At 65.6% G+C, this 6,977-nt stretch carries 7 protein-coding genes and 1 pseudogene; all 8 read left to right on the forward strand.

Annotation, left to right across the window (positions count from 1 at the left end):
* Positions 1 to 209 (forward strand): P-II family nitrogen regulator (locus tag I5M_RS24315; protein WP_031337441.1); only part of this gene is annotated, 209 nt, incomplete at its 5' end.
* A gap of 60 nt (positions 210 to 269) precedes the next feature.
* A complete protein-coding gene (locus I5M_RS24320; protein WP_031337442.1) occupies positions 270 to 1,592 on the forward strand; it encodes an ammonium transporter in 1,323 nt (440 codons plus the stop codon).
* A 319-nt stretch (positions 1,593 to 1,911) separates the two neighbouring features.
* Positions 1,912 to 2,250: a P-II family nitrogen regulator gene (locus tag I5M_RS24325; protein ID WP_031337443.1), complete on the forward strand. Its 339-nt coding sequence runs from the start codon at positions 1,912 to 1,914 to the stop codon at positions 2,248 to 2,250.
* 41 nt (positions 2,251 to 2,291) lie between these two features.
* Entirely contained in the window at positions 2,292 to 3,734 is a 1,443-nt protein-coding gene (locus tag I5M_RS24330) for an ammonium transporter (protein WP_022723772.1), read from the forward strand.
* A 69-nt stretch (positions 3,735 to 3,803) separates the two neighbouring features.
* Entirely contained in the window at positions 3,804 to 4,181 is a 378-nt protein-coding gene (locus tag I5M_RS24335) for a nucleotidyltransferase family protein (RefSeq protein WP_022723773.1), read from the forward strand.
* Positions 4,171 to 4,515 (forward strand): annotated as a pseudogene (locus tag I5M_RS34480) (DUF86 domain-containing protein). Before I5M_RS24335 ends, I5M_RS34480 begins: the two are co-directional and overlap by 11 nt.
* 129 nt (positions 4,516 to 4,644) lie before the next feature.
* Positions 4,645 to 5,868: an aminotransferase class I/II-fold pyridoxal phosphate-dependent enzyme gene (locus I5M_RS24345; protein ID WP_022723774.1), complete on the forward strand. Its 1,224-nt coding sequence runs from the start codon at positions 4,645 to 4,647 to the stop codon at positions 5,866 to 5,868.
* A 19-nt stretch (positions 5,869 to 5,887) separates the two neighbouring features.
* The coding region (locus I5M_RS24350; protein WP_022723775.1) for a DNA translocase FtsK 4TM domain-containing protein at positions 5,888 to 6,977 on the forward strand (1,090 nt) is incomplete at its 3' end.

A 6,977-nucleotide genomic window follows, 5' to 3' on the forward strand; every position in this document is an offset into this window, starting at 1 on the left:
AGATCTATCGCGGCGCCGAGTACATCGTGAATTTCCTGCCCAAGCTGCGGATCGAGATCGCGGTCGACGACAACCTGGCTACCCGGGCCGTCGAGGTCATCACCCGCGGCGCCCGCACCGGCCAGATCGGCGACGGCAAGATCTTCGTCACGCCGATCGACCACGCGTTGCGTATCCGCACCGGCGAAACCGACGCCGACGCGCTCTAACGCCAGCCTTCTCCTCGGTTGCGGCACCGGGGGTGCCGCCCTTCCTTCTGGGACAGCATGATGATCGGTTGGCGACGCCGCGCGGGCAGGACCGCGCTCGAAATCTCGTCCGTGACCTTGTTCGGCGCGCTTGCCAGCCCGGCGCTGGCTCAGCCGGTCGAAGCTGCCAGCACGATCAATCCTGCCGACACCGCCTGGATGACGGTGGCGACCGCCTTCGTGCTGATGATGACGATCCCTGGTCTGGCGCTGTTCTACTCCGGCATGGTGCGCAAGAAGAACGTGCTGGCCACCATGGCGCAGAGCCTCGCCGCCGTGGCGTTGATCTCGGTGCTGTGGGTGGCGTTTGGCTATTCGCTCACCTTCACAGGCAACGGCGCCTTCATCGGCTCGTTCGATCGCATCTTCCTTGCCGGCATGACGATGCAGAGCATCAATCCGGCCGCCAAGACCATCCCCGAAGCGCTGTTCGTGCTCTACCAGATGACCTTCGCGATCATCACGGTGGCGCTGGTGGCGGGCTCGGTGGCGGACCGCATGCGGTTCTCGGCCTATCTGCTGTTCTCGATTCTGTGGTTCGTCTTCGTCTATGTGCCGCTGGCGCACTGGATCTGGGGCGGCGGCTTTTTGGGCGCGATGGGCGTTTTGGATTTCGCCGGCGGCCTCGTGGTGCATCTCTCCGCCGGCACCGGCGGTCTGGTCGCGGCGCTGGTGATCGGCCGCCGCCATGGCTACGGCATGGAGAATCTGTCGCCGTTCGATCTGTCGCTGGCAGTGATCGGCACCGGCCTGTTGTGGGTCGGCTGGTTCGGCTTCAATGGCGGCTCGGCACTCGCCGCCGATTCTCGCGCCGTTTTCGCGATCACGGCGACGCATCTGGCTGCCTGCTCGGGCGCGTTGACCTGGGGGGCGATCGAGTGGGCCTCGCGGCGCAAGCCGTCGGTGCTTGGCATGATCTCCGGAGCGGTCGCCGGTCTCGGCACCATCACGCCGGCTTCCGGCTATGTCGAACCCTGGCACGGCGTGGTGATCGGCATCGTCGCCGGCCTGGTCTGCTACTGGGCCTGCACCTGGCTCAAGCACCGGCTACGCTACGACGACTCGCTCGACGTGTTCGGCGTCCATGGCATCGGCGGCCTGACGGGCACGCTGCTGGCGGGCGTGTTCGCCACGGCTGCGATCGGCGGCGTTTCGGGCGCCCTGGAGGGTGGCTGGAAGCAGCCGTTCATCCAGCTAGCCGGTATCTTGGTGACGTTCGTCTGGTCGGGGCTGGCGACTTATGTGCTGCTCAAGCTGGTCAGCCTGTTCGTCGCCCTGCGGGTCTCCAAGGAGGCCGAGATCGAGGGTCTCGACATTTCGCAGCATGGCGAGGCGCTGCAATAGTCAAATGCCGAGTTTTTGCCGGCCTAAGTCGTGAGTCTCGTGCTCGCGACGTGAGCATCATTGTGTCGACGCCGCGGCGTGCATAGAAAATGCACAGTTGTGCCTATCCTGTAGGCGCGACGGAATAGCGCAGGCGGTGCTGCGATGCGGCTTCCCCGTAAAGTTTCGAATTCCTGAACGATTTCAGCGGGCCGCCCGACTGGCACGGCATTTGATTCCTATGCGCCGGCTGTGCCCGCGTAGTGATGCTCCGCGTGGGGATTTTCAGTCGAGATCATGCCTGGTCGTTCTGGCCGGGCCCTAAGCGGGGATAGGACCCATGAAAATTGTTATGGCGATCATCAAGCCATTCAAACTTGAAGAAGTCCGTGACGCCCTGACCGCCATCGGCGTTCACGGTTTGACGGTGACGGAAGTCAAGGGATACGGCCGGCAGAAGGGCCACACCGAAATCTATCGCGGTGCCGAATACGCGGTGAGCTTCCTGCCCAAGATCAAAATCGAAGTGGCGATCGCGACCGAGCAGGTCGAGAAGACCATCGAAGCCATCACCAGCGCGGCCAAGACCGGCCAGATCGGCGACGGCAAGATCTTCGTTATCGGCCTCGACCACGCCGTGCGCATCCGCACCGGCGAAGCCGACGCTGCGGCCCTCTGATACGCGCTCACCTCGAAGAATTTCCTCACAGGAGACAACAAATGACGTTCAAACGTCCCTACGGCGCGGGATTGGCGGTCCTCGGCGCCAGCCTGTTCGCCGCGACTGCCGCCTACGCCGAACCGACCGTCAACAAGGGCGATAACGCCTGGATGATGACGTCGACGGTGCTGGTGCTGTTGATGACCATCCCCGGCCTGGCGCTGTTCTACGGCGGTCTCGTCCGCTCCAAGAACATGCTCTCGGTGCTGGCCCAGGTGTTCTACACCGTCTGCATCGTCACCGTGATCTGGGTGGTCTACGGCTACAGCCTCGCCTTCACCGGCGGCTCGGACTTCATCGGCGGCTTCTCCAAGGCCTTCCTGGCCGGCGTGACCACCGACTCCAAGGCCGCGACCTTCTCGGTCGACGCGAACATCTCGGAGCTCGTCTATATGTGCTTCCAGATGACCTTCGCGGCGATCACGCCCGCGCTGATCGTCGGCGCCTTCGCGGAGCGCACCCGCTTCGCCGCGGTGGCGCTGTTCGTGCCGCTGTGGGTCACGCTGATCTACTTCCCGATCGCCCACATGGTTTGGTACTGGGCCGGTCCGGACGCGATCTCGGACGCCGTCAAGGCGCTCGCCGCCGCGACCGACGATGCCGCCAAGGCGGCCGCGCAGGCCAAGCTCGATGAAGTGAATGCCGACGCCGGCTTCATCTTCAAGAAGGGCGCGATCGACTTCGCGGGCGGCACCGTGGTGCACATCAACGCCGGCATCGCCGGTCTGGTCGGCGCCCTGCTGGTCGGCAAGCGGACCGGCTACGGCAAGGAGCTGATGGCTCCGCACTCGCTGACCATGACCATGATCGGCGCCTCGCTGCTGTGGGTCGGCTGGTTCGGCTTCAACGCCGGCTCCAACCTCGAAGCCTCGGGCGGCGCCGCTCTCGCCATGACCAACTCCTTCGTCGCGACCGCGGCGGCGGCGCTGGCCTGGATGTTCGCCGAGTGGATCTTCAAGGGTCACCCCTCGTTGCTCGGCGCACTCTCGGGTGCGGTTGCGGGTCTCGTCGCCGTCACCCCGGCGGCCGGCTTCTCGGGTCCGATGGGCGCGCTCGTGCTCGGCATCGTGGTCGGTCTGGTCTGCCTGTTCTTCTGCACCGTGGTGAAGAACGCGCTCGGCTATGACGACTCGCTGGACGTGTTCGGTGTCCACTGCGTCGGCGGCATCGTCGGCGCGCTCGGCACCGGCATCCTGGTCAACCCGGCGCTCGGGGGCACCGGCGTGTACGACTACACCGCCGGCAAGATCGGCGACTACGACATGGTCACCCAGATGATCTCGCAGTGCTGGGGCGTCGGCTCCACGCTGCTGATCTCCGGCATCGGCTCGGCGATCCTCTACAAGATCGTCGACGTCATCGTCGGCCTGCGTGCCCCGGTCGAAGTCGAGCGCGAAGGTCTCGACCTCGTCGAGCACACCGAGCGTGCCTACAACATGTGAGCTCTCTTAAAGGCGCGGCGCTTCTCCGAGGCGTCGCGTCAGAGCTGCGGTCGGGGCAGATACCCGGCAATGCCCCAGCCGTCGAGGGGCCCTGGCGCAAGCCGGGGCCCCTTTCTTTTAGCCCTCCGAGGCCTGTGCTATAATGCGGCCATGGACCGGAACGCTGCGCTCGCTGTCTTGCGTCAATCCCGGGATGCATTGCGCGCCCGCGGTGTAAGCCGCGCCGCGCTGTTCGGCTCGGTCGCCCGCGGCAGCGAGCACGGCGGCAGCGATATCGACATCATGATCGAGATCGATCCGAATGCACACGTGACTGTGTTCGAATATGCTGGCCTGAAAGATTATATCGCAGCCCTGTTCGATCGGCCGGTCGATGTCGTCAATCGGGATCAGCTCAAGCCGCACGTGGCGCCGAGCGCCGAGGCTGACGCGATCTATGCGTTCTGATCAGTCCGAAGTCGCGCTTCGCGATATTCGCCACCACATCGATCTCGTCACCAAATTCGTCGAAGGCTGCGACGAGGCTACCTTCAAGGCAGACCTGCGCACTGTGTACGCGATTACGCGATGCCTGGAGATCATCTCCGAGGCGTCGCGCCGCGTCGCCGACTAGGTCAAGGCCCGGCACCCGGAGCTTCCCTGGCGGCAGATCGCATCTGCAGGCAACGTCTACCGCCACGATTACGAAGACGTCGCGGCACAAATGATTTGGGATACGGTGCATCGGGCCCTACCCGCTCTTCGTGGTGCTGTCGATCGAGAGCTTGCGTCGGAAGCCTGATCGCCATCCTGCTTCGCCCCCCAGCGTCGATGGTTAATCGCGTCTTAACCTCGCCGTATCTATGGTGGCTGATCTGTTCTCGCTCGCCCCGATTGCGGCCGGGCGCCTCGAAAAACCGGCGTATCTGGAATGGTTTTGTCCACCACCTCCGCGGCGCGTGCGGCCGACAGTCGTGACGCTGGCGTCTCGAACGAGCGCTCGCCGTTCGCCCGCCTGACCGAATTGTTGGCGCCGTATCAGCCGGGCGAGAAGCTGATCAATCTGTCGCTCGGCGAGCCGCAGCACCCGGTTCCGGATTTCGTCGCCGGTGTATTGGCGCGCCATACGGTGGATTTCGGCCGCTACCCGGCCGCCAAGGGCATCGCGCCGTTTCGCGAGGCGGCGGCGCAATGGCTGATGCGCCGCTTCGGCCTGCCGCATCCGATCGATCCCGAGCGTGAAGTCCTGGCGCTGAACGGCAGCCGCGAGGGCTTATTTCTCGCCGCGATCGCGGCGGCGCGCTACGTGGCGCCGCGTGTCGGCACGCCGACGATCCTGATGCCCAATCCGTTCTATCCGGCCTATGGGGCCGGTGCCCGTGCCGCCGGCTGTGAGGCGGTTTTGCTACCGACCACGACCGCCAACGGTTTCCTGCCCGATCTCAGCTCGCTCGACGACGCGACCTTGGCCCGGACGGTGGCGATCTACATCGCTTCGCCGGCCAACCCGCAAGGTTCGGTGGCGTCGGCCGATTACTTCGCCAAGCTGAAGGCGCTGGCCGACCGCTTCGGCTTCCTGATCTTCAGCGACGAGTGCTACTCGGAGATCTACACCCGGACCGCGCCGGGAAGTGCACTGGCCGTGGCGGGACCGGGCTTCAAGAACGTCGTGGCGTTTCAGTCGCTGTCCAAGCGCTCGAATCTGCCCGGGATGCGGGTCGGCTTCGCGGCCGGTGACGCGGATTTCCTTCACGCCTATCACGAGCTGCGCAACGTCGCGGGGCCGCAGGTGCCGGTGCCGCTGCAATATGTTGCGGCCGCCGCTTATGCGGACGAAGCCCACGTCGCCGAGAACCAGCGGCTGTACCGGCTGAAATTCGACCTCGCCGATCAGATCCTGGGTTCGCGTTACAACTACGTGCGTCCGGCCGGTGGTTTCTGCCTGTGGCTCGACGTGTCGGCGCAGGGCGGAGACGAGGCCGCTGCGGTGAAGCTCTACAGAGACGGCGGCGTTCGCGTCGTGCCGGGTAGTTACCTGGCGCGGCCGCAGGCCGATGGGTTCAATCCCGGCGCGGGCTATATCCGCGTCGCGATGGTGCAGGACAGTGATACGACCGCCGAAGCGCTGCATCGGCTGGTGCGGATCCTCGGATAGTCGCGGGGCTTTGAGTCGGATGGCGGCGATCGAACGGGTCATTCCCCTGGTCGGGCATCTGCCGATCTCGGTGCGCGACGCACTGGGGCGGCGGTTGCGCGAACTGATGGGCCTGTCGCTGATCGCGCTGGCGGCGCTCGGCGCCGGCGCGCTGGCGAGTTGGTCGGTGCAGGATCCGAGCCTCAGCCATGCGACGTCGCGGACAATTCACAATTGGCTCGGCTATGGCGGCGCCATCGGCGCCGATCTGTCGATGCAGATCCTCGGTCTCGGCGCCATCGGGCTGTTGATGCCGATTGCGGTGTGGGGCTGGCGGATGCTGCATCACCGCCCGTTCGATCGCCGCGCGCTGCGGCTCGCGGCTTGGATCCTCTGCACCATCCTGGCGTCGGGTTTCGCCAGCTCGTTTCCGCGCGACGGCGCCTGGCCGCTGCCGACCGGCTTCGGCGGCGTGGTCGGCGATGCGCTGGTGCGCACGCCGTCGCTGGTGTTCGGTCCCGGCCTGATCTTCCATATCGTGCTCAGCCTGTTGCTCGGCGTGCTGATGCTCGCCGCTTTCGTGATGGCGTCCGGCTATGGCGCGCACGAGATCGAGCCGGAGGAAATTGCGGCCGACGATCTTCCCTTCGAGGAAGAAGAGGAATCGGACCGCGGCTCGGTGTCGCTCGGCTGGATGGTCCATGCGCTGCTGAGCGCCAAGGCGCGCCTGACGCGGCTCATCAAGCTGTCGTACCGCGGTCTGGTCAGCAGCGCGCCCACCAAACCAACCGGCGCCTTCGAACGTCAGGAGCCGCGACTCGGCGGCCGCACGGCGCCGCCGATCGTGCCGCAGCTCGAGGATCATGATCCCGGCTACGATGACGAAGCCGAGGCAGACGCCGAGGAAGACGAAGAAGAGGAAGCCCCGGCCGCGCGCGCGCCGCGCAAGAAGCCGGCGCCGAAACCCACCAAGAAGCCGGCCAAGTTCGAACTGCCGGCGGTGGCGATGCTCACCGCGCCGAAAGCGACCGATCGCCAGACTCACAGCAAGGCCGAACTCGAAGCCAATTCGCGCGCGCTCGAAGGCGTGCTGCAGGACTTCGGCGTCCGCGGCGAGATCATCAAGGCCA

Origin of the sequence: Rhodopseudomonas sp. B29 (assembly GCF_000333455.1) — a bacterium.
Taxonomy (GTDB): Bacteria; Pseudomonadota; Alphaproteobacteria; order Rhizobiales; family Xanthobacteraceae; genus Rhodopseudomonas.

What these genes read in the sequence shown, in the direction of transcription:
- I5M_RS24320 (WP_031337442.1), top strand. Translation starts at nt 270, where the DNA reads ATGATCGGTTGGCGACGCCGCGCGGGCAGGACCGCGCTCGAAATCTCG.
- I5M_RS24345 (WP_022723774.1), top strand. Translation starts at nt 4,645, where the DNA reads ATGGTTTTGTCCACCACCTCCGCGGCGCGTGCGGCCGACAGTCGTGAC.
- I5M_RS24335 (WP_022723773.1), top strand. Translation starts at nt 3,804, where the DNA reads ATGCCCCAGCCGTCGAGGGGCCCTGGCGCAAGCCGGGGCCCCTTTCTT.
- I5M_RS24325 (WP_031337443.1), top strand. Translation starts at nt 1,912, where the DNA reads ATGAAAATTGTTATGGCGATCATCAAGCCATTCAAACTTGAAGAAGTC.
- I5M_RS24330 (WP_022723772.1), top strand. Translation starts at nt 2,292, where the DNA reads ATGACGTTCAAACGTCCCTACGGCGCGGGATTGGCGGTCCTCGGCGCC.